The organism is Sphingobacterium anhuiense, assembly GCF_042686355.1.
Classification (GTDB): Bacteria; Bacteroidota; Bacteroidia; order Sphingobacteriales; family Sphingobacteriaceae; genus Sphingobacterium; species Sphingobacterium anhuiense.
The window spans coordinates 466,881-491,619 of record NZ_JBHUPE010000004.1 but is presented as its reverse complement, the minus strand read 5'-3'; the positions used below and the strand labels follow the sequence as shown (position 1 = coordinate 491,619).

Genomic DNA, 24,739 nt, shown 5'->3' with positions numbered 1-24,739 from the left:
CTCGATGATCGAACCGCAATATCCATGAACCAAATGGCATAATGGACGTCTTCTTTTTTGTTTCATATTCTTTGTGATTGAGATATGAAAACAAAAATAAAAGATATCGACACCTTGTTAAGGCACTACAAGCCCAAATTGTCACGTTAAAAGTTTATCTCAGTTTACGATGATCAGAAAGTTTAAAACCTGTTGGTACTGGTTTAAATTTACTTCCACTATTAGTAGGTGAAATATTATTGTTTTGAAATTCCCTTAAAGCTTTGGTTTCCAATTTTGATATAACAAAATAATCTACCTCTCCACCTCTCACTCTAGCAACGTCTCGTTTATAATCATCTTTATATGGTCCACGCAAACGAGTATCTCCATAACATCGATTATTTACTTGCACGATATACGTATGCAAATCATTTGAAGTTGCTTCAACCAACGAATTATAGTATACTAAGTCCTGATTCCACTCTAGCAAAAATAAGGCATCTATTTCACCTCTTAATGGGGCTCTGTAATCCAAATTCAAAAATTCATTACATATAAGGGTGGAAAAAGAAAAATTCGGATAACGGATTATATACTTATCTAGATTTGACGAAATTAATTTCAGTCCTTCTACCTTGTCTAAATCTTCAACTTCATGTATTGCACCAATAGCCTTTTCTTGAATTAGCTGCAAATGATGAATTGTCTTTCCTGTTTTGATAGGAAGCAAGTAAACCATTCGATTTATAGCGGTTTTATTAATTCTATCATATTTATAATCTATTCCAGAAATAAAAATAATTGAACTCTGTCTAATCATTCTATGGATCTGTGGTACGGAAAATTCAGATAAAGATAATTCAGGAAAAACAATTACATCAGACTTGGTCTTGCTTCTCAAAATCTCATTCATTAAGTAATATAATCTATTGTATCGCGTCGCATCCGGCTCTTGTAGTGCTTTAACACTTTTTTGCCAACTATCCTGTTCCAACAAGTAGCTTGATAACGCTATTCTAGGATCCTCCTTAGTAATATTTGAAATATTAATATTGTATCCATTTTCTATATCAGTAATTTCTGGATACCCAAAATACCTATCATAAACTCTACATAAACTTTCAAAAAAATACTTATGATTAATAAAGTTTTCTACTGCTTGTGATATACTAAAAACAGAAAGTCTTCTAGTATAAAACGAAAAACCAAAATAACAATGTTCGTCATCCGCCCTAGTCAGTAAAAGATCTCTATTTTTAGCTATTTGTTCAAATTTATAATTTAAAGCTTTTTTCAAATTATCGCACCCAACTTTATATTTGACAAACTCTTTAGAGTCTGTATTAAGAAGAGACTCTAATAAGGAGCTATGTGTGGTAAATACTGAATTTAGCGGTAAAAAATGTACATCCGCTAAAAAGTACTTAAAACTATCTTCATTATATTTAGAATGCTTTTCTTTAAAAAATTTGAAACCAGCCACCTTTGCTTCCTCAATAATAAGGTTAATGTAACTTATCATCTTAGAGGCTAGATGTGAAGCCCCTTCTTTATCTGTTTCACAACTAAGCTTCTCTAATTCAACACAAACCCATTTCAATGAATTTTCAACACTACGCAACAAATAATCGTTATTACAAAATACTACTAATTTCAAAAATCGTGGCAAATACTGTATATAGTCACTAATAGTTAAAGGTTCAAGAACCACTGAATTTACTATCTCCGTCAACTTTTTAATTCCCTCTTTCCAAAAAGCAAATGGATGGTCTATAGAGTAAAACTCAATGGTACTGATGTAGTGTGCAAACTTTAATCTTCTGACACTAACTCCATCCGCTTTGCGTAAACTGTTAATAGGTTCTGTTGCATTGATTGAGGCTGTAAGAATTTCTTCTGATAGACTTTCTAATTCTTCGCCATTTTCAGGGACAAACCTCCATTCGCTACTGTTCTTATTCAGCTCTTCCTCTATATCTTTTATAAGGTTTTTACCATATTTGTAATCTAAATAAAAAAACTTTTCTTTATCTGAATTAAATCCAAAATTCGAATTACCTGCATTTTTTAAAGACAAATTAATTGTATCATAATTATCTTCGATTTTCAAAGCTATTCGACTTTTCAAGTAATCCCAGAATGCAGTTCGACTATTAATCTTTGAATTACTTTTCAAGACTAAAAACATATCGTCTACGTACCTTCCGTAATATACAGGAGATAGCTCTTCCTCCATACTGTCATCTAGTTCTTTTAAAATTAGATTAGCTAGTATCTTTGACATTGCTAAACCAATAGGGAGCCCGACATGACCCAAAGTGTACTGTTTTTTTATAGTTTCTGACAAGTCTTGATAAACACCTTTACTCCACTGGTCAATTAAATCAAACATTTTATCCGAAAGCAGTCTCATCTCGTCAGTAAAAACCATATCTGAATCCAAGCTTCCATAAAAACTTTCATTCTTCAAAATACTATAATCGACATTGTGATAAAATGACCTGATATCAGCAGTAATTGCAATTACCGCCTTTTTATTCTCAAACTCTTTTTTCATGGCGTCAATACCTGTGCTTTGCCATTTTTTATAGTCTACTAGATAATTAGTGAACAATTGATTTCCATTAGATTCGAAAGAAACCTTATCTAACCTAGTACCATAGCAGGATCTAGATAGCTGAGACTCATAATGTCTAGCTACCTTATTAATCCAAACTATGGAAACCAAATGCGTTTGGATAGATAAATCAGACATAATTCTAAAATTGATATTTTCTACATGGTTCTTAACAGAATTCCATCGCTGCTTGACGTCTGTAAAAATTAACCCATCATTTCTAACTTTATATCCTTTAATTATAGTAAAATATCCGTCTTCGTGAATCCAACTAGGAGAAGTTGATAATGAATTTAAAAAGTTTAAAATCTCAATAATTTTATCTTCAAAAGAATCTTCAAACTCAACAATTTTCTTAGCGCAAACCTGAAGATTCTCATGATATAAATATCCCTTAAGTTGTTTGTATGCTTTTATTATATCTTCTTTCTCAACAGCCATACTATTTACGTATTATAATTTAACCTTGAATTACTATAACCTATTGCAAACTCGTATTTTTTTATTAAAAAACCAAGTTACTATTAAAAAGCAAGTGAATATCTAATAATTTTTCAATATAAAGTATACAAAACTTGATTTATCAGTAAATATTTTCTATCCTTGATAGAGCATATGAAACTTAATAAAGTCATATAAACTTAAATATGAAAATATCCAAACTAAAAATAGAGGGCTTCAGATCTTTCGGTTTCACTGAGGTTGTACTAAACTTAGAAAATAAACTAACTGCTTTTATAGGTTTAAATAGTGCAGGAAAAACAACAGCTCTTGAAGCCTTAAAGAAACTTTTCGGAGCAACTTTAGCAGATAGAGAATTAACTAGACAAGATTTTCATATCGGTAAGAATGAGAATTCTGAAACTATTAGTGAAAGAATCCTTTCTATTGAAGTAAGGATAGATTTTTCGGAAGAAGAACAGGATTCTGTACCTCATTTTTTTTCCGAAATGGTAGTTGACGATGAAGCTAAAGATCCATACTTACGCATCAGACTCGAAGCCTCTTGGAATAAATCCGCCCTCACTCCTTTAGGCGAAATTGATGTAAAAACATATTTTATCAATGTCGCGGAGGCAGAAGAAGAGAGCGATGAAAACAAAAAAATGTTCCCAAATCATTATAGAAACTTAATACAGGTGTTATATGTTCCAGCAATAAGGAAACCTGCTGAACAATTAAAGTATGCTTCGGGAAGTATTTTATATAGGGTTTTAAGAAAAATCAAGTGGGATGATCGATTTAAGGAAGAGTTCGACAGCAACATTAAGGGAATAAATGATCAATTTAAAGGATTGCCTGTTTTTAATACCGTACAGGAATCAATCTCTGACTTTTGGGGGAAATTTCATAAAGATGAAAGATATAAAGAAAGTTCACTAGAGTTCGGAGGAAGTGATTTCGATTCTATACTTAAAAAACTAGAGATTTCATTTAGTCCCACGGGCACACATAAACCTTTTGGAGTAGATGAACTTGGTGAAGGATATCGCTCTTTATTCTATTTAACTTTGGTCTGCTCTTTACTGGACGTTGAAGAAAAACTAGCTGAGATAGAAGATGACGAAGTTATTGGACAAACCAGTCCATTATTAACAATACTAGCTATCGAAGAGCCTGAAAACCACATTGCGCCTCAATTATTAGGAAGAGTAATTAAGATATTAAAAACAATTTCTGATAAAGAAAACTCACAAGTATTATTATCTTCACATACACCAGCGATAATCAAACGGTTAGAACCGGAATCTATACTTCATTTTAGAATAACCAAGGAATACAATAGTGAGGTAAATCAAATTCAGTTACCTGCAAAAACTGAAGATGCTTATAAATATGTTAAAGAGGCAGTACAAAACTATCCCGAAATCTATTTTGCACGCTTGGTGGTAATCGGCGAAGGGGATAGTGAAGAAGTTATATTTAACAGATTGATGAATGTAATGGATGTCGACTTTGATGACAATATCATCACATTTGCTCCGCTAGGCCATCGCTTTGTAAATCATATATGGAAACTACTTAATACATTAAATATACCTTATATCACACTTCTTGATCTTGATAGAGAAAGGGAAGGCGGAGGATGGGGACGAGTTAAGTACGCTCTAAAACAACTACTAGAAATTGGAATGAACAGAGAAGAACTACTAGCGATTGATGGTGATACTGACAATAAAACCCTAAGTGAGGAAGATTTGAATAAAATGCATACCTGGAAAACAGAAGTGAACGATTCTGATTTAGAAGGATGGGTAGAATCATTGAAGGAATACAATGTTTTTTACTCCTCTCCTCTTGATCTAGACTTTTTAATGCTGACACACTATCCTGACTTTTACAAATCGGCTGTCCCAAAAGGAGGAGGTCCACAAATACCAGATAAAGAAGAAAAAATTGAAAATTTTACAAAAAAACTCAATACCGCAATTCAAGCTACATTAAAATCAGAAAATGCTATAGGTGAAACTTATTCAGAGGAGGAAAAAGAGCTAATGATTTGGTATAACTACCATTTTTTAGGTCGTGGAAAACCAACAACCCATATACAAGCATTATCTTCAATGACTGATTATGATTTAGAGATTAATATGCCTCCAGTATTTTCAGAAATATTTAAACGAATCTCTGAAATAATTAAGGGTAGCGAAGCATGAGGAAAATAGCAAAAAAAAGCTGGAAACCTGCCGACGGCATGCAACTTGAAGAGAATGCTCTGGAAATTGCTACGACTTCCGGAAATCACCTTGTAGTAGCTGGTCCTGGTGCAGGTAAAACGGAATTGTTAGCACAGAAAGCTAGTTTTTTATTGCAGACTAATACATGCGCATTTCCTCATCGAATACTAGCTATAAGTTTTAAAAGAGACGCAGCGTTTAACTTAAAAGAACGTGTTCGTCTACGCTGTGGAGAAGAATTATCCAGAAGATTTGATTCATTAACATTTGACTCCTTTGCAAAGCAAATATTGGACAGGTTTAAACAAGCTTTGCCTGATAAATACAAAATTAACGGCGACTATGAAATTATTTTAGCTGACCAATCTGTTCTAGATTATTACTATACGGAAGATTTACATTATTTCAATACTACAGGTAGAGAAAAGATATTAATCATCCATAATGCAGAACTTCCACATAGAATAACGAATAAACGTGAGGAAATTCGAGATAGAGTATGGAATAGCATGCTACACTCCTCTCCTTCAAGGCTCTCCTTCAAAATGATTATGCAGTTAGCTGGACTAATTGTCGCCTCAAACCCTAAGATAAAGAAGTACCTTCAGCAAACTTACCAATTTGTCTTTCTTGATGAATTCCAAGATACAACAGGGTTACAATATGACCTGTTCAAGACTTGTTTCTTAGGGAGCAATAGTTATTTTACAGCTGTCGGTGATGACAAACAACGCATCATGCTATGGGCTGGAGCTAAAAACAATATCTTTGAAGATTTTATCGCAGATACGAAAGGTACTCGCGTTCCTTTAAATATGAATTTTCGCTGTGCTCCTCGTTTAGTGTCATTATTAAACCATCTTACCCAACATTTGCTTCATAAAAATGACTTTGCAACTCCTTCGTCAAAATGGAAACCTGATGAAGGAGAATGTTCAGTATTGATATTTGAAAGCCCAGAAGCTGAGATGCAGTCTATATTTTTAGATATAAAAAAATGGATAGAAACAGATGGAGTCGACCCTAGGGATATATGTATCCTTGTAAAACAGCAGTTAAACAATTACGCAGGAAATTTAATTGAATATTTCAATCAAAATGGAATTAAAGCTCGTGATGAAAATAAATTTCAAGACTTATTGACTCAAGAGGTTTGCTTATACATCATTAATACACTATACAATATATTTAGTAAAAAAAAGGAGAACGAAGCTAGAAAAAACATCTTCAACTTTCTGAGTAATCTGCATACTGAGTTGGAAGATAACCAATTACTTTTACTAGATACTAAACTATCCAAATTCATAAGTAAGTGGAAGCAAGAATATTCCAAAAAAGAAGCTAATCAAGATGAAATAATAAACCTTATAGCATACATAGTAGAGTTTGCTGATAAGGATCGAATAAGAAGCTGTTCTCCTCAGTACAGAAACAAAGCACTTCTCAATCAACATATCAAGGAAGTCGGAGATTTACTTGTGAGCTATTTGTCAACGACTAAAGATATCATTCTAGCCTTGGACATGCTAATGGGAAAAGATACAATTCCTGTTATGACAATTCATAAAAGCAAAGGTCTAGAATACCATACTGTGATCTTTATAGGATTAGAAGATGGTGCATTCTGGTCTTTTGATGCACAGCCAGATGAAGACAAATGTGCTTTCTTTGTAGCACTTTCACGAGCTAAAGAACGTATTGTTTTCACATTCAGTCAAAAAAGACAAGGCAAATTCGGACTGCAACAGCAGTCTTATAAAAAAATTCAAATTCTATTTCAAGAATTAAATAAGTCAGGAATAGTTTCCTTTGAATCGAGGGTAAAAAGTAATAACAATTCTTAGTGCGTTAACATACTCTATTTGCAGTTAAAAAGAAAATGAACGAATTAATATCTCCAAAGTATCAGATGCAACTTGTGCAACAAGTGAATGATAAAATATGGGAAGAATACAAAATATATAAAGATGTACTCTTCTATATCAAAAAATGGCATGAAGAAGAAGAACCTTCATATTACCACAATGAACGACCATGGGAAAACTTCTATATTAGTTATTTAGATGATAAAGTAGACTTAAAGTCTACCCTTCATAATATGAAGGGTGATATTCTCCTTAAAATCGCTATTGACTTAAATGTGGACACTCCGGATTTTATACCCTCCATCCCTACATTTAAGAATAAAATCAAAGAGGAATACACATCAGTATATGACACGTTTACAAAAGCGTTAAAGCATATAGAAGATGATCCTGCTCTAGCACTTGGGCTTGCGAATTCAGCATTTGAAAGCCTAATTAAAGAAATCTTAAAAGATGAAAGATTCTTATCAAAAGTATCTGGTGGTGAAACACTTTATAAACTTACAGGCATTATAGTAAATGAGTTCAAAATTATTGACAAATTCCCAAAAGAAGCGAAAACTCTAACTACTTCCCTACTAGCTATCTCACAGATGATTGAAAAGCTACGTAGTGAAAAGTCAATCTTTCATGGAAAGACAAAAGATGATATTTTAATAGATGATTCTTTATATGTTTACCTCGTCGTAAATTCATTTACAACAGTAGGCCTATTTTTAGATTCTTATTACAGGAAAAGATATCCCAAACCTGAAGATTCAACTCAAGTAAATTCGCCAAATTATCCAGATGAAGACGATTTGCCATTTTAATGTCCGTTATAAAAATCAGAATGTAACAATGAAAAATTTACTGGGCGACATTAAGAACAGCTACATATTCTATGGATTCTATCAAAAATATAGAGCTAGAAAACGACTCAGGAATTTAAAGCGCAATAAGAAGAAAGTTCCGCCATATTTGTTGAAAGACAATTTTGAACAAGAACTAAATTACAAGCTTTGGTCAACTAAAGGAGCTAGATTTGAAGCTAGTACGAGAAATCTAATTCAGAAAAAACTATCTGCACAATCCGTAGGGTTTCTATCAGCATATCTGATCGTAATAAATATTGTGCATATATACAATCTCAGTTTTTGGGAACTAGAAATAACAGCAAACGATGTAGCATTCGCTTCTACTGCCTTCTCTGTTCTTATTTTGCTCTACAGTCAATTGGAAAGCGCAGAAGATCATGGTGTAAAAGCTGAAAAATATCATAGCTGTGCCTTAGAAATTGGAGAACTTTACAATGATCTACGATTATCAAAAAGCCACGAAACCGAGGAGGAAAAAAGGGTTCGCATCAGAGAAATCAGCAATGAATATGATTTAGTTTTACGGAAATACGAAAACCACAAACCTATCGATCGTGAAAAATTAATGCTGAACAAATATCATTATCATGGATTAAATTGGTTTGAACGCTTTATGGGGCATATGAAGTATTACTTTTTCGTAAAGTTAAAATATCATGTATTAATATGGGGACCACTTATAGTTTTCCTAACTTTTAATATTATGAAAATTTACCATATTATTTAAGAATGAAAAATAAGACCACTTTAGTATATACGAGTATCATACTGTCAATATTAGTTTTATCATGTATAATCGGATTTGTCATCTATAGCTTTTGGAAAAACAGCGGTATCGATGACGACAAAGGCTATAATAGCATTAATGCAGTCATTGCCTTACTCTCTCTCGCATTTAGTATCATCACCGTAATATTTGTATATGCTACATATCAAAGCTCTCTAAAGCAGATTAATGAAAACAATAAGAATGTAGAGCTTGACAGAGCATTGGATAATATCTATCGACAGCTGGAATTTACTCGACAAAATTATTCAGAGAAGCTTGACGTATATGCAAATATTCAAAGTAAATTAGACGGATCTCAGGAAAGTTTATTTTATAATCTCCATGGATCAAGAAGATTCTTAGATTATTATGCGAGTGAGCTTGAATTATATATTTGGATAGTTGAAAAACCAGAGTTATCGTGGGAAGATAAAAGCTTCTTGCTGAACATTGTCTTTAAAAACTACAGCGAAATAATTAAAAGGTTGTACCATAAACTGTATACAATAAAAGTTTGCACTCATGATAAAAATATATTTGATAATATTATAGTTTTCTTTACTAATCATTATGCAAAGCAAAAAAGCGACATAGACCCAAACTTTGCTTCTTTATCGTGTACAGAAAGAGAGCGTATTATTAAGGATGAAATGAAAGACGAAATACTCAATAAATTCTTTACGTTGCAAATTGTTTATGAAAAATTAGATTGGATCAAGAAAATCGAAAATGATTATCGAATAATCAGACCTAATGTTCTTTATCCTAAATGATGTTGTATATATCAGTAAATCCTGCCAATCCAATTTTTTTACGATATCATTGCGTAGTAGCCATTTGGTAACCATTTCTTACAGATGAAAAGGATCCCAAAAGAGTATAATTTTGTATGAAAAAAAACAACTTTTACTAGGATAAAATCTGGTTTAATAGCATAAAAGGCAAAAAGCTGGATCTGCAACTAAATACTTAAATCATTCACTGTCGGTTAGCTACAAAACCTAACTTAAAACACTTATATTTAACCTGATAACGAATTAAATATAAATTATTTACCAACAACAACTTTACTACAATTAAACACTGCTATTTTTACTCGTTTAAGATTTTAAAGACTTAGACAAACCACTGTAATCATAAATAAAATAAGCCAAATTATGAACTGGAAAGACAAACTTCAGGAAATTAAGGAGCTATTCCCTACAACAGACAAAAGCTCCTTTAAAAATGAAAATAAAGAAAAGACTATTAAAAATAAGTCTCATGGACGTAAAGATGTCCAACTAGCAGTTGAGGTCTTAGAAAAAAGACTTTTTTCTAAAGTAGGTTTTGTTTGTCGCGAATTTAATATTACAAAAGAAAAACTTGCGGATATTTTGTACCTAGGAAATTATCATTTAAACATTAATAATGAGGAGGCTAGGATTACACCAGGAATGTACTTATTCCTAAGTAAAAACCTTAGACCGATACATTACGAATTAAATGTAGATAACATATCAAAAATTCTTGATAAATACCTAGCGGCTAATTCGAAGAAAGCAAAAAAAGATACTCAAAAGCCCCTCAATAAAAGAAAAGTAACAACGACCGTCAAAAGTCAAAAAAAACAGAAAAAAGCGAGAGTTTCAATTATTAGAGAACCTAATGTTATTTTTTCTAAACCCTCTACGCCACCGGTCTTGACATATGTTAACAATGTTAACATTGCGGCGGACAATGAGATTACTAAAATTGTTTTTGTAAACTTTCAGGACATCCTTTTTGATGACTATGCGATTAGAATCAAAAATGGAAATCATGTAAGCATGCCCTTTTATATTAAAGAATCTAGAAAGTCTCTTTTTTTACTCAAAAGATATTTTAAAAAGCTCAAATTAGCTCCAATTGAAGTAGTGCTGCAAGGAAATAAAATAAAACAAGTCAAAAATATTGATCAACTTAATGAAGGTATAGAATACTTAAACATAATAAAGTACTATTTTGATAACAGTAATACATCTGAACCTACATCTGCTCAGAAACTGATCAAGAAACTAGAAAACATAACTAATGCTGCAATCAAACGTGTGGCTAGTCTTGATTCTATTGAGGGGTATTTTGACCATCTAAATGATCTTCAATTGACTGAATATAAAATAGCACCAGTAGTAGAAATCATAAACACTGGAAAGCAAGGTATTTCGGAAGATACATATTTGTACTCCATTGCATCCAAAAGTAAAAGCTGCTTACTTATTGTATGGGAAAGCTCTGTTCAAGGTCGGGCTACCTATGTCTTTTTAAGTAATAAACAAGATTATATCGATACCATCCAAACAATTTTTGATTACATATCTTCCAACAAAAGATCTAAGCGACTATCTCTAAGACAGAAAAATTCTGATAATCTTTTAGACATTGATTGCATTGGTTTTATAAAACATCAAAGCTTTGAACACTGGAAAATGAAACTCCAAACGTATATAAACGAGTATTAAATCAAAAAGATTAGCACTAATAATTTGAAGAAAAGGTAAATATGATGAAAGAAGAAGTCAATTAATATTATTTAAAAAGACTCATTTGGAGATTAAACGAAACATTTCAAATGGCATTTGTTCCGGGACTCTCTCATTGGTCAACTTGATCTATCCCTACTAAAGTATATGAATGTTTTGCAGTTGAACCTTTCAATTTTATAGTAATTTCAGAAATTGTAACACGACAAGATTCATTTAGGTAATCTTTGCCGAAGTTCGCTAAATCATCAGTATCCAACTCTTCAGATATCTTCCCACTATATTTATGACCATCAACATCTAGAAATTCAAACTTATTCGCTTCCAATAGCAACCCTCTTAATATCCCGTTTAGAGTTAATAATACTTCTGATTCATCTGCTTCTTTTACTCGAAGATATCCTAACTTAACATGATCTTCATCAATATAGATTTCATCTGCATTAATATGAATTTTTATAATTGAGTTTTCATTCGCTACTTCTCGTAAAAATATTTTAAGATTATTAAGCGTCCTTGTTGGAGTTTGCTCAACAATATTAGCGAAACTTTCATCACTGTCTGTTGCACCTTTTATTATTTCAGAGACCTGCTCTATAGCGCTACTGACATCTAATTCGGAAAATAACTCAGGAGTATCTAGTTGAACCAACTCAATCCCAAATGATCCTACTGGTAAAGCAGTCAAAAACATATTACTCTCTCTTGAACCTTTTGTCTTCCCTCTCTTCCCTACTTTTTTAAACTTAATCTCAGCAGTTTGAGCTTTTATCATTTCCTGAATAGGTTTGATTATATTGGATACAAAAAGAGATTTTATTCCTTGGCTACCAAGGACAGCATTTCCACTAAATAACATGGCTATTTTTGGCTCCAAAACATTTACGTCAAAGGCTTCTAACCTCTTTCTTAAGTCGATCAACTTTTCTTCAAGACCGACAATCATTAAAGGGTGGCCATTAACTAAGTCAATTAATCGCTCTAACTCTACGATTTGCGACATTATATTTTGCTTCTCAATATATTTGCTCATGATTCAAGGCTATTCAAATATTCTAAAGCTTCTGTATCGATATCGACTGTATTAAGCTCTATTCTAACCATCCCCTTCCAAACCATATCAACTCTTCTATGGCTAAACAATTGTAACCAATATCTTGTTTGTTCCACTGTAACATCAGGACTATATGCGTAGTCTACACCATAATGATCCAACATATAATTACTTTTGCTCAAGTCAGGTGAAATAAAATCTCGAAACCCTTCTAAAATCTCTTTTTGGTCACTAATGCTCAAATCTTTATAAAATGTCACTAAATCTAAATCATTTGGAGGACGACCATCGCTCTGCTCTATATTTTGCAAGAAACTTCCATCTAACCATTGAAAGCCATTGACTATATTATAAGTTGTCATTCGCTCTCGAAAGGATATAAAGTTACGCAATATTTGTATCCGTGCATTAGATGTTGAGTACTTTTGAACCAGTTCTAAAGTAGTAGCACAATAAGGTGACAAATCCGCCCTTACAGTTGGATTTCCCAAATGAGGAGGGAGAACATTATTATGATCAAAATCAGGTATTGGCATATTTAAGATTAATAATTAATCAAATATAATGAAAAGAAAAATATAGAAAGAATTTGATTTTTTAAAGAAAACAAAATTCTCCACTTCCCCTCAAATGAATTCTCTATAAAAATTTTCCGGCTAACACTTCTACCGTTGCTATATCATATCCCCTCTACAAATAGGAATACATAAGGCTGTGTAACTGGTAAATACCATGTCAGAACTATTCGTAATATATGTGCAGAACTTTTGGCAACAATGGTAATTACCAGTTACAGGCTGTTATTAATTTACAAAAAACATCATTATATTAGATTTATATTAATTACATTAACAACATGATAGAAAATAAATTTAATAAAGAACTAAAGAGACTAATACAGATTATTAGGTTGAATCGTAAAAAATTTGAAATTTTTGATATTGAAAATAAAGGCAAAACAGCATTTCAAATTCTAGGCAAGTACATAAGAGTCATAGGGTTTACTTCAGGGATTCCTAATTTTAACTTTATAGAAGATCCGCTTAAGTATGAGTACTCAAGTGAGTATAAGGATTTACCAACTGAATTAAAAAAACTGCTGCCAAGTAAATAATTCCCAAGTATTAAATATAAACAGAGGGAGTGTAACTCGAACTGTGTCATTGGATAATTAACCTAATCCTAAAAGCCTCTATCAAGTTTGAGCTTTTCTATAAATTTAATATAAAGTTGGGATATGGTCAAGCCCCAATTATACATTGGCATCGTCCACTTTTTATAGATATCCTTTATTATCAAGAACATCAACTTCATAAGAGCCTGCTCATAACTGAATGCACCTTTAGACTTCGTGATTTTACGGATCTGACGGTGCATTCCTTCAATAGGATTAGTGGTATAAATAGTCTTGCGAACCTGCTCATCATACTCAAAAAAAGTAGATAAGTTCGTCCAACTATCCATCCAGGATTTAGCTGCAACTGGATATTTCTTCCCCGTTTCTCCTCGAAGAAAAGTAGGGTCTTTTAGTCTATGTTTCGTTAACAGGTTTAGATCTCCGATTACTACTTTTTAAGCTAGCATTCGATACTGGCTCCTATTCCTCATTTTCTTCTAATGACTGTTCTGCTGGTATAACGTAATCATCAAGTGGACCAGGTAAGTAATCTTCCAACTTTTTAATAGACTTAGATAATTTCGGAAGTAACTGATCGAAAATTAATCTATTAGACAGAACTTTATCCACATTTGGGTTATTTTCTAAATAATTTTTCAAATCCATCAGAAATGGAATTTCTTCGGTCAGTCTGTCAGCAAATCCAGCTTCCAAATATCTGACTTCGAATAACCTTGCCAAATCCACAATTGATGCTGGTTTCCATTGATTTACCGACGTTTCAATAATATTTACATCAAATTGGTCAAATAGCGGTGCATCGGGGGATCGAAGATGTAGGTCTTTTGGAAAAATCTCCTTTACAAAGGATGAGAGGTCATTTTGGAAAAGCAGTTCAAGCCGATCTTTTTCATCTGTATTATTTTGTATACTTTTTGTTTTTAATTTTTCTTTAATGTAATCTCTCAATTGTTTCATTTGCTCGATCTCAATCGATTCGGTTGCAAATTCAAATTGTGTCTCGGTTAGAATTGATGGAACTACCCCAACCATAAATATATCAACTCCATTCTTTACTTTTTCTAGAACTTCATCTTTAGACAAATTTAATTGTGAATGGAAAGGTAAAAGATAGAATGAGGCATTAATATATGAAATTAGATCATCAAATTGACCAGTTTCTGCATATACTAAAAGATCAGTCAAAGCTTGAAGAAATTCTTCATCGGTAAAATTCCAATAACCTAATTGTAAGAATTTTGCAAGATGCTCGTAAGCAGGTTTCACTGCACCATTTTGAATGTGATATTTTTCTTCAACTTCAGCTAAAAAAGCTACCTGATCAATGGTAATACCCGCAGTGATCAGATTATATAACTGCCCAAAGTACCGATAACTTTCGTCAATACGTACAAAGTAATCTTTTATAAAATCCTCCCTAAATGCCCATTCATCTTCTTTTTCTAGTTCATGCTGCTCGGTATTTTGATCCTTATCCCAAATCACATCATCAAAATCAATATCTGATAACGATGGAGTTGGTTCATCTAAATGTTTTTTATTCTCAAATGAAATGTTATCCAACTCCTTAAATTCTACAGAAATTGCTAGGGTAAATAGCCATAGGCCTTTTAGCTGTCTATTATGTAATTCCAAAGAGATATCATTATTCTTATGAATAATTTCAAATGCTTTTAGAAAGTGTTCAACAGCGAATTTGATGGTCCTTATATTTTCAAAAGATGTCCCTAAACGATCCTGCTTAGATTTGACAGAATGTTTTGAATTGAGAGATTGCAAAAAGAATAATTTATTGCTATTCATGTATTGAACAAAGGCCGCATTTTCATATTCAGCAATGATACTATCAAAAATGTTGGACAAGTCGTTTTTAAATTCAATCGTTTTTTCAATCGTCTTCTCTTTGAATTTAATACCCTCCGCAATTTTTTTCTGATTTGCAATGATTACTACTTTATATCCTCTATTCTCTACTAATTCATTAACAAGTCCCATGAAATCATCGGCACTTATTTTATCACTCATCCGCTCTAAGTCATCGAAACAGATCAAAAGATTTTTGCTCGGTAAAAATCTAAACAAGTCCTCACCTGTTGTTCTAAAAAGCTTCGAGAGATCTGCGTATTTATTTAAAAATGGCACTGCCTCGGTAATGTTTTTAATACTTTTAGCTATGGTAGCGGATGAAATCAACTTTCCATTTCCAGCCCTATTATCTAAGTACGCAAATAGGACTTTGTTTGCTATGCTGTTTTTATCTGTAGCTCCGTAAAGAGATACAATTATCGCCTGAGTATTAGTTTCAACCTCAAGCTTGGGAAATAGGATGTTCTTAAAATAGTGAGTTTTGCCGCTTCCCCATTTCCCATTGACCAACAAAGCCCCGTTTGTTTTCATTGTCACATGGTTATGTACTGCTTCATAAATATGTTTCATTTTCTCACTTATTACTGGTAATGTCATACTACTTGTTGAATTTCGGAATAAATTACACCATCTCATTTCGTGATCTATTTTTTTAATATCATGTTTATCTAACCCAACAAAACTTTAAAGTTTTTATTCAATTGAGACAAAAGCTCGGAATAAGTGATATTTTTAAGTTCTGCTATTTTTGCTACGGTTTGATCAACACATAACGAATCATAGCATTTTCCATTAACATTGACAAACGGGGCGTCTGACTCCAACAACAACCGATCTTTTGGAACAGATTGAATAATTCTTTGCCCTGAAGAAGAAAGAGTCATAGCGTAATTTATAGAAAAATATGCTCCATTTGAAACGGCTTGTTCTAATACCTTTATACCACCTGAATACCAATGCAAAATAAATTTTCCATGAAAGTTGCTACCAATGATATCAACTACTTGTTGAGCAGCTCCTCTGGAATGTACTGTAATAATTTTTCCTCCTAATTTATCACACCTATTAATAAGCTCTGTGAAAAAAGAAATTTGTAAATCCTCTGACTTTTTAGCATTTTTTAAATCTATACCGACTTCTCCTATATATTTAGCTTGTGGAAGACTATCCCACATCTCAGGAATATGTTTAGCAAATTGCTCAATCAATTCGGGATGAAACCCAAGTGCTGGCTTGATATACTTCGAATTCACCCTACTATTCAACCTCCTGTAGAGCGAAGGAAGATTAGTTACCGCAATAGTATAAATCTTCCTCTGCTCAATCTTAGAAACTGTTTCCTCAAAATTAGGTAGTAGATCCAAGTGCGCATGTGTATCAAAAAGAAACTCATTCATTTTGCAAATTTAGAAAATCTCCTAGCTCTTTCATGCCTCGTTCGTATAAAGATATATATTCATCCAAATTATCATTTATCTGACCAGCAAACTGAATAGTGAATCTATTCATCTTCTTATTTTCATAGTCTAACATACCTATTCTAAAAGAGCGCAATTCTATAATAGCTTTTGGCTCCTTATACTGAATATCCCTATAATCAGTATTGTCACCTCCAAATGCCATATTTATTGAGGCTCTTCTAATCGTACAAGGTAAACAAGTGCCACAGTGTGAAGGTTTAGTAAGTTTTTGATACCGTCCTTGATCAGGATGGGAACATGACATCGTAAGATGATAGTTCTCTGATATAAAATCTTTGTTAGGACTTAGTTTCATCATCTCACCTTTGGTCTTAAATTGATATGGATTACATAATTTAATTTTTAGACCAAGATTATTTAAAAGCTCCTGTAGCATGTTCATATAGTAGGGATGGGTTGTACGTGTGCTACTACTTCCTAGTCTTGAATTAGTCAAGGGGATATTGAGCGAGATTAAGCCATTCTCTGGGATATATAATTCAACTTCCCTTTGGTTACATGAAGCTAAAATAATAGCATGGGCAAAGAACATTAATGATCTTGTACGGGTAGAATCTTCCACACCTTTAACAGGTGTTGCATTGAAATTGAAAAATTGGTGATCATTTAAATCAAATCTTTCTTTTAAAATCTCATTTACAGCATCTTGAAATGGCTTCACACCCTTACCTCCTCCATAATGACCAATAAATGCTATATTTTTCGTTTCCAGTAATAAATCTGCGGCCCCAATAAAGGAATCAAGACCTCCAGAAAGCATACAGAATTTATCTGGGTCAAATTTTCGATCGGTATAACGATTACTAATAGTATCTGATATCTTTTTCTCTTTAATATTAAGTTCGCGTTTTCGAAAGTTTATATGCCAGATATCTCCACTTAAGTATGAAATCATCTGCTCCAAGTGTGTTTTATTCTTTTCCCATTTATCAAGAGCTACTACAGGTATATACAACGTAAACTCTCTTGTCCAATTATCTGAAAATTCCTTTCTGAGAACTTTTCTATCAGCATAATAAACCATTAAAGAAATGTAGAACAGATCAAGGGCCTCATCTTGGAAAAAATTGGCCATACGGTATAATGGACGAAGAGTATTGTAAAAGGTATGATGGTAATCATCTTTACTAGTTAGATCCACCACGTAATCCGCTTCATTAAATTCAAACGTATCTTTTTCATCTATCTTAAAAACGATGTGTCTCATATCATTATTTCCATTGCTGTGTAACATTGATTAAATATACTTTCAACTAGGTCCGTTGTGAAAGTGCTTCCAGAAAAATCTCGTCCTTTGAATACCACATCAACTTTCGAATCGATATAATCTCGAAGTTCAGTTTCTAATTCAATAGCGCGATCAGTTGTAATATTCGATGATTCTATTCGACTACCTAGATCATTTAGCAACCTTTCATAAATGAATGCCTTAACATAACATGGAACAATGAAATTTAGCCCATTAGCATCCATCTCCATTATATCCATCTCACTTCTTTCAACCATTTCGTAAACCTGTTCCATCGTAATAATGAGTGCTTTTCTAGCTACGGAGTCTTCACGTGTAATGGGAGCTGGAGCAAGAACGTCGATTAGCTGAGTCAATATCTCTGTAGCCGACTTACCTTGGTAATCAATCTTATAGCTTTCAATGACCTCTCGAAAACTTGATGAAGCAACACTGCTTACAAAATTACCTAATCTTACAGCGGCCCGTACACCTGAAGGAATTGATCTAGAAGCGCTTTTACCTCCCCCATGAGCTTTTACATAGGTCGAGACGACAGAAGTTACAGACCCTGCGTTGCCTGAAGAAAGCTTTGACATTAATGTTTTTGCTGACTGCCAAGTAGTCTGTATTTCTGATTCTTGATCCGGGTTTCCAGCCTCTTCATTCCCATCATTGTCATTTTGATCTTCTTGATCCTGATCTGGATTAAAATCAGGCTGTTCAGGTGAATTCGGATCAAAATCTGGTGGCAACAATGGATTTTCACGTGGTGCCCCACCACCTGGCCCACCATACATACTTGAAGTTCCCATAAGTTATTTTAGTTCGTTAATTAAAAGCTCAGATATTTTAGTGTTTTTTTCCTTCCAAGTATTTGCTAAACTTGTCATCTCAATTACCTTGTTTGTTTTCTTGGCGAATTGACCAAGCCTAGGTATGAAGGAGACCTTAATCTTATCGGCAGGAAGGCTATCAAGTTGGCTCATTACATACGAATAAAGTAATTCTCTAGTTTCACCCCATTCAATGAAAGATGCGAATATTTCCTTATCAATTTCTGTACTTTGTTCTAATGCTGAAAATATCATTTTTAAAATCTCCGCCGATTCGAATTCATTAACCTGTGCGTATTTCTGCACCGCTTCCCTACGGCTGGTATCGGATTTAGATAACAGAGCCTTTAAAATCTTATCAGCTTCTGGGCTTAGATCTACAGATGTCCTAGAATGAGATAAATGAAGGCTTTCTCTAGAAAAATAAAAGTATGGCCGCATATCAACACTCGAAAGTTTAGGATCATTTTTTACCCAATTATTAAACCATTGGTCATCCTTCCAAACCTTTAGTTTTTCTACACCATCCCATTTATCATTTTCTATCTTTTCTAATTCTGCTAAGTTGCCATTTGATTCAGCTTGCATTATCCCAAGCTGCTTGAAAACTGGGTCTTTAAAATATTCTAGTAACATTAGCTTAGCAAGAATACGTTTATCAAGTTTGATGTTTTTGAATTCTGCCATTTTAAGACGCATAGAAAGAGAATTTAAAAACCTCTTACAATGACGTGGATTACCATTTAAGCTTTTAGATAAAACCGAAGAGAGCTGAAGTGAAAGTGAGATTGTCTCTCTCAAAATGTTCTCATCCAAAGTAGGAAACTTACTTTTGATCAAATCATATGTAATTTTAAAATCTAAAAAATTCTTTGCTTTTTCCGTTTTGATAAATGCAATAATAGCATCATATTGATCCTGAAAGACATCTTGAAAGAAAAGACACGTAATATAGTATTCTACTTCAGCAGTACTCAATTGAGGGATTTTAATTGGATACTGTATCATTTTTTCAAGGTATTCCTTTCCTATATCAATTTGGTTTCCCTGAACTTCTGGATAACGCTTTCTTACAGCATACATTACCTGGCGTTCATCGGCTCCAATAATAAAAGCTGTTCCAGTAGCAAAAACGAATAGTCTAATAGCCTCAAGAGTTTCAAGAATGGTATCATGATTGCACCGATCGAGCTCATCAATGAAAACAACCATCTTTTTTATCTTTGTTTCTTTTAAAAGTTCTTTAAAGTCGGCATGAAAAGTCCTAAGATTCTTTCGCATCTCTTCTTTTTGAAAAGTGCTTTCCATAATCTTTTTCAACTCAGTCTCTGAAACATCAGTACCTGCCTTTTTTGCTTTACCTAAAACAGTATTAAGAGTTAAATCTGCTATAGTACCTATTCCTCCGGTTAGTAGCAGATCAGCCCCATATTTGAGACCTTTGCTTGCTAAACCGAAGTAATCTATATTTTTAAAAAGTTTTTTGATAAGACTCTTTGCTTTTGGACCAAGAGTCCTCTCTTCCTTAATCTTATCTAAAATATTACCTAACAATGCATTTTTAGCATCCTCGTAATCCTCAAAAAGCCATCCATTAAACTTTAAACAAAGAAAATCCTCATTCCCTTTATAGTCTTTTAATATCATTTCTACTAGACTAGACTTACCACTTCCCCAGTCTCCATAAACACCAATAGTGCATGGCGAAAGATTATCGTTCTCTATAATATTTTTGGTAATATCGATCAAGTAATCAAATTCTAATAGGTCTATTTCTGTTTCGCTATCTTTCCACATATATGATTAAGAATTAAATATTAATTTTTTAATGTCATGAATTATTACACTCTTAAAGAAGAATTCTGAATTATTGTGGTTAATACAAAACTGCGTACCTTGAGGTACAACAGTTCTCACCACACTCCCATCACTGGAACTAGCCATAATAGGTGCATTCTCCACCATATACATGACGTTGTAATTGGTGGTGCACGATGATAGTAACACCAACAGAATTAGGTATAAGATTCTTTTCATAATTTAGTCCGAATCTCTTTCAAACAATATGACCGTTCAGAAATCAACTACAATATAAACTGAAAATCAAGGATTAAAAAATTAAAAGCAAAATAGTTTTGTAATCTGCAATTGCCCCGCAATGATAAGTAATCTTATTTTACCTAGTATACGGGAAACCGTAAAGGAGGAAAAAGAGGAATACATTCGGCTTCCTGCATAATTTATACTGCCGATTGCAATTGCGCCTTTGTCTTTCGATTCGTTTCAGGAATCAAAATGATCATTACACCTTTTATATTAATTCAAAATCAATTACATTCACCGCTGATAAAAGTCTTTTTTATTTCCTTTTGTAGTATATTAGCAAATACTAAATTTCTTATGCTAACAGTGATACAAATTTAAAATTCAGTCTGCCATTTTCGCCAAGCCACAAACCATCTGTAATTTTACAAATACGACAAATACAAAATGAGAGTTTATAAAACGGGACTTATTCTGATTATTTTAAGTTGGATTGCTTGCTTAAATCCTTATTGGATAATATTTGGAGGACCAGTTTTTATAATCGGACTTTTGATAGTATGGCTCTCTAAAATCAAGCTAAAGACAAAATTACTAACGACCTTTTTACCACTGCTACTTTGGTATCCTGGAGTGCTTGCATTCGTCTTTTTAGCCTCAAAGCATATGACACCAGAGACCTTTCTTATTCCTAAAGACTTTAGAGGTCAAATCACGCTAATTTATAATGAGCCTTGTGGACAGACTGTTCCAAAAGTAGACGGAAGATTGATTTACAAAATTCCAGATAATGGAGTTATGATACTCACAAACAAATTTGAGACTGGTATTATAGACCAAGAATATTATTTTGTTGATAACAACTGGAACAAAATAGGAAAAATACCGGAACTTATACAGCAAGACTTTAACGAAGACTACACACTTGAAAAGAACAAAAATGAGCCTCCAAGAAATAAGGTCGGTATATTTTTACTTGGGACAGCTAGTGGATCCACTGCAATGAATGAGAATTATGAGTTTCATATGATGGCAGTCACTTCCTGGGACAATTTTAGAGTTCAAGACTATGGAGGTATTCCGGACAAATTAATCGACAGCTTATTATTCGAATGCAGGAAAAAATAACCATACAATATTTAATTGGTGTAGGACTTGCACTTTTGACAATTCCATTAGTTGAAGGGGCGCTTGCGGTACTTCCGAACATTGGTTGGCATTTTTTGACAGTTATGTATATCACGGTATTTACTTTGCAAATCACCTTTTACTACTTGACAACAAACTTCAAATTTGGCTGGACGATTTTGAGTTTTATTTTGAACTTTATACTCTGGACATTTGAGCAAGTAATTATTGAGAAGACTTTTCACGACTCCATTATTTACAATGGAGAGAACTGGAAACTTGGCGTATACATTCTTGGCGGACTACTTTGGGTAACAAATAAAATTCTTATTGATAAACTTTTTGACCTTAATAAATCCATTCACAAGCAGAGCAGAATCAATCTATTGTAAGGCTAACTTTTTCATAGTTCAAAATTATCTACTTTTTTGTGTGAAAACTTCAGCGTATAATTTATCTCTCCTACTTTTTTTGTTGCAATTCGTGCTTGATTAAGGTCAAGTCGATAATCTTTGAGACAGGTTTTGATACTGCTAACCGCTTTTTCAATGTCTACAACCTTACAAAAAATATTTAATTTCTTTTGACCCATATCAAAACCATCCACATCGCCTACTCCATGCCAGCCTAGATGGTCTTTTAGATATTCTTGAACCTTGTCTTTAAGCCATAAATCTCTTTTATTTCCTAATTCACTCTTTAAAGGAAACTGAACAACAACCCAATGATGATTGTCTTCATCGATTTGATAATAGCCATTACTTTCACAGCCTTTACAGAATTTATGTACAAAATCGTCATTTGCATTTTTCGTTTCAATCGGTATCTCTTCTACTTTTCCTTTATAACCAACTTTTCCATAGTGAACAATGGCTACTTTTCTGTTTTCGTCAAACCAAGTTTCTTTGTATAGTAGTTGTTCTTTATCGTCAGCTTTATAATATTTTATCATGGTAAGTTCACTTTGTTTATTCTGTACTGGGGTCATTTTGACCAGCATATCCACTTAATTTTCGTAAATTATGATCTTAAACCAATTGTTTAGATAATTTGTGATAGCTTCTTTAAACTGATTAGTTGATTCTACGATTTCTTAAAGGTTCGCTTCTACACTTCCACTTGCGTGTAGGTCCAGTTAGTGACTGTTTTCTATTTGTCAATTTTACTTTTTGCTTAACTCTTCCAATTTCTTTTTCGCATTACTATCATTGGGGGAAATTTCCAAGATTTTTTGATAGCACATTATTGCTTTTTTAATGTAACCATTGACGATATATGCTTCGGCAAGACTATCCCATACATTCAATGATTTAGGATAATTTTTAGTGTTAATTTCAAAAATAGCAATAGCAATATCTGGTATTTGCCTATCATAAAGAGCAACATATCCAATTGTATTTACAAATTTTTCGTCCGGTTTAGTTTCCCAAAAAAGTTCTTTGTAGATTTTCGAACCGTAATTAGTTAATAAATTGGGATCAATTGTTACTTGATTTATATCAATTTCATACGGTTGAAAAATATAGCGAAGTCCATAATAAGTGGCTGGTATTGTAATAGTTAGATGTTTTTCATCTTCAAAGTATTTTAAATCTACTTTCAAATCAGGAGATTTATTTTCTCTCAAAAGATTATAAAATTTTTGTCCCCATTCATAATGTCTTTTGTCATCAAGCATATTATTGGCTATTGCAATATATACTCGTGCCTTCAAGTCTGTTCGATTTTTTAATATTTCCTCCCCTCTTCTCCCAATATAATTGTGGTCCCAAAACCAAGAGGGATCAATAAGTAAATAATAACTAAATAACTTCGGATTTTCTATTAAACAATGTAAAGCAAATAACCCGCCCATTGAATGTCCAATAATCATACTTTGTGGAACAGTTCGGAAAGACTTGTTAACCTCTGGCATTAATTCCTTTTCTATAAAATTCATAAAATCATTTGCCTTTCCGCTATTTTTAAATGCGGCAATATCTTCTCTGTCTAAATAATTTAATGAATTTGTAGGCGTAAAATCTCTCGTCCTATCAGTATTTTCTATGGAAACAATAATCAGTTCAGGGATTTGTAATTTAAGATTAATGGCAGAGTGCATTGATTGGGCAATTCCTGAAACTTCCAAAAACTTACTTCTTTCTCCATCTAAAACGTAGGCTACTATGTATTTTTTATCGGGGCTGTTTTTATATGAAGATGGTAAATAAACAGAGTAGTTTCTATTTTCATTAAGTATTTTTGAATTTGTTGTATATCGTTGTCCTGCTACAATCAAATTGTCTGTTGATTGTGCAAAAGATTTACATAGGCTTAAAATTAAAAAACAAATTACTGCGGATATAAGTCTGATGTTAAACATATTGTTGAAAGTTTTCTGTACTATAATATTTGTTATCGAGATTGTTTTAGGTCTTTGTAAAATTGTCACTAACTCTCAGATTGGCGAAAGTTATTCGTTACTAGTTGTTTGCAAATGTTAATAATTATTTTCTAAACCGTTAAAATACAAAAAACCTATGTGATTAAACATTGGCTTTTCTTAATTGCTTTCAGAGGTGCGAAACAAAAGACTGCTCCATACGTTTAAATTTATACGATACCTTTTGAATATCCTTTCCCTCCTTCTCGCTAGGTATCTTCGCATATATCTGTGTGGTGGTAATGATTTGCCTTGATAAATAATCATCATCTCA

19 protein-coding genes and 1 pseudogene are annotated in these 24,739 nt (G+C 32.9%); 9 read left to right on the top strand and 11 right to left on the bottom strand.

The annotated features are described in order from the left end of the window. Positions 1-154: 154 nt before the first annotated feature. Positions 155-3,040, bottom strand: coding sequence for an RNA-directed DNA polymerase (locus ACFS6I_RS07685; RefSeq protein WP_380919359.1), 2,886 nt, complete (start codon positions 3,038-3,040; stop codon positions 155-157). Positions 3,041-3,246: 206 nt separating this feature from the next. Here ACFS6I_RS07685 and ACFS6I_RS07680 point away from each other — a divergent pair, with 206 nt between their 5' ends. The 6 genes from ACFS6I_RS07680 to ACFS6I_RS07655 all read left to right on the top strand — a co-directional run bounded on the left by ACFS6I_RS07680 (position 3,247) and on the right by ACFS6I_RS07655 (position 11,248). After that, entirely contained in the window at positions 3,247-5,256 is a 2,010-nt protein-coding gene (locus ACFS6I_RS07680; protein ID WP_380919357.1) for an ATP-dependent nuclease, read from the top strand. Then, positions 5,253-7,121: a UvrD-helicase domain-containing protein gene (locus ACFS6I_RS07675; protein WP_380919355.1), complete on the top strand. Its 1,869-nt coding sequence runs from the start codon at positions 5,253-5,255 to the stop codon at positions 7,119-7,121. The genes ACFS6I_RS07680 and ACFS6I_RS07675 overlap by 4 nt, the downstream gene beginning before the upstream one ends. Before the next feature lie 35 nt (positions 7,122-7,156). Continuing rightward, the gene (locus ACFS6I_RS07670) at positions 7,157-7,954 is read left to right on the top strand and encodes an abortive infection family protein (RefSeq protein WP_380919353.1); all 798 of its coding nucleotides are present in this window, start codon (positions 7,157-7,159) and stop codon (positions 7,952-7,954) included. A gap of 28 nt (positions 7,955-7,982) precedes the next feature. Further along, positions 7,983-8,726, top strand: a complete 744-nt coding sequence (locus tag ACFS6I_RS07665; protein ID WP_380919351.1) for an SLATT domain-containing protein — start codon at positions 7,983-7,985, stop codon at positions 8,724-8,726. 2 nt (positions 8,727-8,728) lie between these two features. Further along, complete coding sequence (locus ACFS6I_RS07660) at positions 8,729-9,541, top strand: hypothetical protein (protein WP_380919349.1); 813 nt, start codon at positions 8,729-8,731, stop codon at positions 9,539-9,541. 384 nt (positions 9,542-9,925) lie between these two features. Further along, a complete protein-coding gene (locus ACFS6I_RS07655) occupies positions 9,926-11,248 on the top strand; it encodes a hypothetical protein (RefSeq protein WP_380919347.1) in 1,323 nt (440 codons plus the stop codon). 133 nt (positions 11,249-11,381) lie between these two features. Here the strand turns inward: ACFS6I_RS07655 and ACFS6I_RS07650 are convergent, their stop codons facing one another. Both ACFS6I_RS07650 and ACFS6I_RS07645 read right to left on the bottom strand, forming a co-directional pair. Continuing rightward, on the bottom strand, positions 11,382-12,302 hold the full coding sequence (locus tag ACFS6I_RS07650) for a hypothetical protein (RefSeq protein WP_380919345.1): 921 nt from the start codon (positions 12,300-12,302) through the stop codon (positions 11,382-11,384). Beyond that, complete coding sequence (locus ACFS6I_RS07645; protein ID WP_380919343.1) at positions 12,299-12,859, bottom strand: DUF6932 family protein; 561 nt, start codon at positions 12,857-12,859, stop codon at positions 12,299-12,301. The genes ACFS6I_RS07650 and ACFS6I_RS07645 overlap by 4 nt, the downstream gene beginning before the upstream one ends. 320 nt (positions 12,860-13,179) lie before the next feature. Between ACFS6I_RS07645 and ACFS6I_RS07640 the strand changes: the two genes are divergently transcribed. After that, the gene (locus ACFS6I_RS07640; RefSeq protein ID WP_380919341.1) at positions 13,180-13,437 is read left to right on the top strand and encodes a hypothetical protein; all 258 of its coding nucleotides are present in this window, start codon (positions 13,180-13,182) and stop codon (positions 13,435-13,437) included. A gap of 68 nt (positions 13,438-13,505) precedes the next feature. On the opposite strand, the pseudogene ACFS6I_RS07635 reads toward ACFS6I_RS07640, so the two are convergent. The 6 genes and pseudogenes from ACFS6I_RS07635 to ACFS6I_RS07610 form a co-directional block, all read right to left on the bottom strand. Then, positions 13,506-13,843: pseudogene (locus tag ACFS6I_RS07635) on the bottom strand (transposase); the annotation flags it as partial. 77 nt (positions 13,844-13,920) lie between these two features. Next, the gene (locus tag ACFS6I_RS07630; RefSeq protein WP_380919339.1) at positions 13,921-15,897 is read right to left on the bottom strand and encodes a P-loop NTPase fold protein; all 1,977 of its coding nucleotides are present in this window, start codon (positions 15,895-15,897) and stop codon (positions 13,921-13,923) included. 98 nt (positions 15,898-15,995) lie between these two features. Then, complete coding sequence (gene qatD, locus ACFS6I_RS07625; protein WP_380919337.1) at positions 15,996-16,724, bottom strand: Qat anti-phage system TatD family nuclease QatD; 729 nt, start codon at positions 16,722-16,724, stop codon at positions 15,996-15,998. Then, a complete protein-coding gene (gene qatC / locus ACFS6I_RS07620; protein WP_380919335.1) occupies positions 16,717-18,042 on the bottom strand; it encodes a Qat anti-phage system QueC-like protein QatC in 1,326 nt (441 codons plus the stop codon). The genes qatD and qatC overlap by 8 nt, the downstream gene beginning before the upstream one ends. Then, on the bottom strand, positions 18,012-18,851 hold the full coding sequence (qatB, locus tag ACFS6I_RS07615) for a Qat anti-phage system associated protein QatB (protein WP_380919333.1): 840 nt from the start codon (positions 18,849-18,851) through the stop codon (positions 18,012-18,014). The genes qatC and qatB overlap by 31 nt, the downstream gene beginning before the upstream one ends. 3 nt (positions 18,852-18,854) lie before the next feature. Next, a complete protein-coding gene (locus tag ACFS6I_RS07610; protein WP_380919331.1) occupies positions 18,855-20,669 on the bottom strand; it encodes a KAP family P-loop NTPase fold protein in 1,815 nt (604 codons plus the stop codon). 912 nt (positions 20,670-21,581) lie between these two features. Between ACFS6I_RS07610 and ACFS6I_RS07605 the strand changes: the two genes are divergently transcribed. Together ACFS6I_RS07605 and ACFS6I_RS07600 are read left to right on the top strand one after the other, a co-directional pair. After that, positions 21,582-22,043 carry a DUF6843 domain-containing protein gene (locus tag ACFS6I_RS07605; RefSeq protein ID WP_380919329.1) on the top strand — a complete coding sequence of 154 codons (462 nt, stop codon included), beginning with the start codon at positions 21,582-21,584 and terminating at the stop codon, positions 22,041-22,043. Then, positions 22,028-22,435, top strand: coding sequence for a hypothetical protein (locus ACFS6I_RS07600; protein ID WP_380919327.1), 408 nt, complete (start codon positions 22,028-22,030; stop codon positions 22,433-22,435). The genes ACFS6I_RS07605 and ACFS6I_RS07600 overlap by 16 nt, the downstream gene beginning before the upstream one ends. An 11-nt stretch (positions 22,436-22,446) precedes the next feature. On the opposite strand, the gene ACFS6I_RS07595 is transcribed toward ACFS6I_RS07600, so the two are convergent. Beyond that, positions 22,447-22,995: a hypothetical protein gene (locus ACFS6I_RS07595; RefSeq protein ID WP_380919325.1), complete on the bottom strand. Its 549-nt coding sequence runs from the start codon at positions 22,993-22,995 to the stop codon at positions 22,447-22,449. Between the two features lie 210 nt (positions 22,996-23,205). Then, positions 23,206-24,405 carry an alpha/beta hydrolase-fold protein gene (locus ACFS6I_RS07590; protein ID WP_380919323.1) on the bottom strand — a complete coding sequence of 400 codons (1,200 nt, stop codon included), beginning with the start codon at positions 24,403-24,405 and terminating at the stop codon, positions 23,206-23,208. Positions 24,406-24,739 lie beyond the last annotated feature (334 nt).

Excerpts from the sequence above, each read along its gene's own strand:
- ACFS6I_RS07685 (WP_380919359.1), bottom strand. The coding sequence starts at position 3,040 with ATGGCTGTTGAGAAAGAAGATATAATAAAAGCATACAAACAACTTAAG.
- ACFS6I_RS07680 (WP_380919357.1), top strand. The coding sequence starts at position 3,247 with ATGAAAATATCCAAACTAAAAATAGAGGGCTTCAGATCTTTCGGTTTC.
- ACFS6I_RS07675 (WP_380919355.1), top strand. The coding sequence starts at position 5,253 with ATGAGGAAAATAGCAAAAAAAAGCTGGAAACCTGCCGACGGCATGCAA.
- ACFS6I_RS07670 (WP_380919353.1), top strand. The coding sequence starts at position 7,157 with ATGAACGAATTAATATCTCCAAAGTATCAGATGCAACTTGTGCAACAA.
- ACFS6I_RS07665 (WP_380919351.1), top strand. The coding sequence starts at position 7,983 with ATGAAAAATTTACTGGGCGACATTAAGAACAGCTACATATTCTATGGA.
- ACFS6I_RS07660 (WP_380919349.1), top strand. The coding sequence starts at position 8,729 with ATGAAAAATAAGACCACTTTAGTATATACGAGTATCATACTGTCAATA.
- ACFS6I_RS07655 (WP_380919347.1), top strand. The coding sequence starts at position 9,926 with ATGAACTGGAAAGACAAACTTCAGGAAATTAAGGAGCTATTCCCTACA.
- ACFS6I_RS07650 (WP_380919345.1), bottom strand. The coding sequence starts at position 12,302 with ATGAGCAAATATATTGAGAAGCAAAATATAATGTCGCAAATCGTAGAG.
- ACFS6I_RS07645 (WP_380919343.1), bottom strand. The coding sequence starts at position 12,859 with ATGCCAATACCTGATTTTGATCATAATAATGTTCTCCCTCCTCATTTG.
- ACFS6I_RS07640 (WP_380919341.1), top strand. The coding sequence starts at position 13,180 with ATGATAGAAAATAAATTTAATAAAGAACTAAAGAGACTAATACAGATT.
- ACFS6I_RS07630 (WP_380919339.1), bottom strand. The coding sequence starts at position 15,897 with ATGAAACATATTTATGAAGCAGTACATAACCATGTGACAATGAAAACA.
- qatD (WP_380919337.1), bottom strand. The coding sequence starts at position 16,724 with ATGAATGAGTTTCTTTTTGATACACATGCGCACTTGGATCTACTACCT.
- qatC (WP_380919335.1), bottom strand. The coding sequence starts at position 18,042 with ATGTTACACAGCAATGGAAATAATGATATGAGACACATCGTTTTTAAG.
- qatB (WP_380919333.1), bottom strand. The coding sequence starts at position 18,851 with ATGGGAACTTCAAGTATGTATGGTGGGCCAGGTGGTGGGGCACCACGT.
- ACFS6I_RS07610 (WP_380919331.1), bottom strand. The coding sequence starts at position 20,669 with ATGTGGAAAGATAGCGAAACAGAAATAGACCTATTAGAATTTGATTAC.
- ACFS6I_RS07605 (WP_380919329.1), top strand. The coding sequence starts at position 21,582 with ATGACACCAGAGACCTTTCTTATTCCTAAAGACTTTAGAGGTCAAATC.
- ACFS6I_RS07600 (WP_380919327.1), top strand. The coding sequence starts at position 22,028 with ATGCAGGAAAAAATAACCATACAATATTTAATTGGTGTAGGACTTGCA.
- ACFS6I_RS07595 (WP_380919325.1), bottom strand. The coding sequence starts at position 22,995 with ATGATAAAATATTATAAAGCTGACGATAAAGAACAACTACTATACAAA.
- ACFS6I_RS07590 (WP_380919323.1), bottom strand. The coding sequence starts at position 24,405 with ATGTTTAACATCAGACTTATATCCGCAGTAATTTGTTTTTTAATTTTA.